Here is a 2,500-nt window from a genome sequence, read left to right as displayed (position 1 = left end):
TTTCGGTGGTAGAGCTCTGAATGGACTAGGGGCCCTAAAAGGTTACCGAATCCAACCAAACTTCGAATGCCGAAAATTGCAATCCGGGAGTCAGACTGCGGGTGCTAAGATTCGTAGTCGAAAGGGAAACAGCCCAGACCGCCAGCTAAGGCCCCCAAATACAGGCTAAGTGGTAAAGGATGTGGAGACGCTTAGACAACCAGGAGGTTGGCTTAGAAGCAGCCACCCTTAAAAGAAAGCGTAATAGCTCACTGGTCAAGCGGCTCCGTGCCGACAATTCAACGGGGCTCAAGCCTGTTGCCGAAGCTGCGGAATCTGCTTTGCAGATTGGTAGGGGAGCATTCCAATCGGGTGAAGGTGTGTTGCGAGACATGCTGGACTGGTTGGAAGAGACTCTGCCGGCACGAGTAGCGATAAAGCACGTGAGAGGCGTGCTCGCCGAAAATCTAAGGTTTCCTTGGGAAGGTTAATCCGCCAAGGGTTAGTCGGCCCCTAAGCCGAGGCCGAAAGGCGTAGGTGATGGGAAACAGGTTAATATTCCTGTACCGCATGAAGTGCGTTACTACCAATGGGGTGACGCGGAAGGGAAGGCTCAGCCGGGTCATGGTTGTCCCGGTCCAAGCTCGTAGGAGGGTCTGCTAGGCAAATCCGGCGGACCGTCAACTCCGAGAGGTGATGGGGAGCCCTTTTTGGGCGAACTGGCTTACACCATGCCGCCAAGAAAAACCTCTAGGGAGTGCTTCATGCGACCGTACCGTAAACCGACACAGGTAGATGGGTAGAAAATACCTAGGCGCTTGAGAGAACTCTTACTCAGGAACTAGGCACACTAGCTCCGTAACTTTGGAAGAAGGAGTGCCCGCGGTAGGTGGAGGGGTTCGCCCCCCGAGCCGACGCGGGTCGCAGTGAAAGGGCCCAGGCGACTGTTTACTAAAAACACAGGACTCTGCTAAGTCGAACACGACGTATAGGGTCTGACGCCTGCCCGGTGCCGGAAGGTTAAAGGGAGAGGTCAGCGCAAGCGAAGCTTTGAACTGAAGCCCCGGTAAACGGCGGCCGTAACTATAACGGTCCTAAGGTAGCGAAATTCCTTGTCGGGTAAGTTCCGACCTGCACGAATGGCGTAACGATCTGGGCGCTGTCTTGGTAAGAGGCTCAGCGAAACTGAAACACCGGTGAAGATGCCGGTTACCCGCAGCTAGACAGAAAGACCCCGTGCACCTTTACTGTACCTTAGCAGTGGATTTTGGTGTGTTATGTGCAGGATAGGTGGGAGGCTGTGAACTGTGGGCGTCAGCCTGCAGGGAGCCAACGGTGAGATACCACCCTTAACACTCCGGAGTTCTAACCTAGAGTCGTCATCCGGCTCAGGGACATTGCTAGGCGGGCAGTTTGACTGGGGCGGTTGCCTCCTAAATTGTAACGGAGGCGCTCTAAGGTGTGCTCAGGCTGTTTGGAAATCAGCCGTAGAGTGCAAAGGCACAAGCACGCTTGACTGTGAGGCCTACAAGCCGAGCAGGTGCGAAAGCAGGACTTAGTGATCCGGTGGTTCCGTGTGGAAGGGCCATCGCTCAACGGATAAAAGGTACGCCGGGGATAACAGGCTGATCTTGCCCAAGAGTCCACATCGACGGCAAGGTTTGGCACCTCGATGTCGGCTCGTCGCATCCTGGGGCTGGAGAAGGTCCCAAGGGTCGGGCTGTTCGCCCGTTAAAGCGGCACGTGAGCTGGGTTTAGAACGTCGCGAGACAGTTCGGTCCTTATCTGCTGTGGGCGTAGGAGATTTGAGAGGGGCTGTCCTTAGTACGAAAGGACCGGGATGGACGGACCTCTAGTGCACCAGTTGTCGCACCAGCGGCATGGCTGGATAGCTAGGTCCGGTCGGGATAAACGCTGAAGGCATCTAAGCGTGAAGCCCACCTCGAGATTAGATCTCCCTGCCGTAAGGCACTAAAGACCTCTGGTAGACTACCAGGTGATAGGCTGGAAGTGGAAGCGTGGCAACACGCGCAGCTAACCAGTACTAATCGGTCGAGCGGCTTGACCATTATTTATTTCGCCCGTCATCTCCCAATTTTTTGAAATTCTGCCGAACGGAATTGTTCGGTGGCCATAGCGAAGGGGGTACACCCGATCCCATCCCGAACTCGGTCGTTAAGCCCTTCAGCGCCGATGATACTGCCATTGACTTGGTGGGAAAGTAGGACGCCGCCGAGCTTATATACAAAGGCCCCGCCATTGCGGGGCCTTTTCCTTTTTTCGCCCTGCCCGCCCCGAAGCCTCCCTCCCAAACCGCAAACCGGAAAAGAAACCACGAAATACACGGAATACACGGAAAATATACCACGAACCACACGAAAGCGGCAGCTCGCGGACTCGCTGCCGCACTCCTGTACATTGTAATCAGGACGAGGAAGCAAGTGGCTGCGGGGAGCACCACCGCACTCCCGTTTCGCAAAGAACTCTCTTTGGACCTGTGCCCCCGCAGCCTTTGACAGAA

General features: G+C 55.5%; 2 rRNA genes (1 of these 2 cut by a window edge). Both read left to right on the top strand.

From position 1 onward, the window contains the following. Positions 1–2,048, top strand: a 23S ribosomal RNA gene (locus KA419_11730) (it extends 901 nt beyond the left edge of the window). 54 nt (positions 2,049–2,102) lie between these two features. Then, positions 2,103–2,217 (top strand): 5S ribosomal RNA (gene rrf, locus KA419_11725). Positions 2,218–2,500 lie beyond the last annotated feature (283 nt).

This window comes from Acidobacteriota bacterium, from assembly GCA_018001935.1.
Taxonomy (GTDB): domain Bacteria; phylum Acidobacteriota; class JAAYUB01; order JAAYUB01; family JAAYUB01; genus JAGNHB01.
The sequence above is the reverse complement of the archived record's forward strand: the minus strand, read 5'-3'. Positions and strand labels throughout refer to the sequence as shown.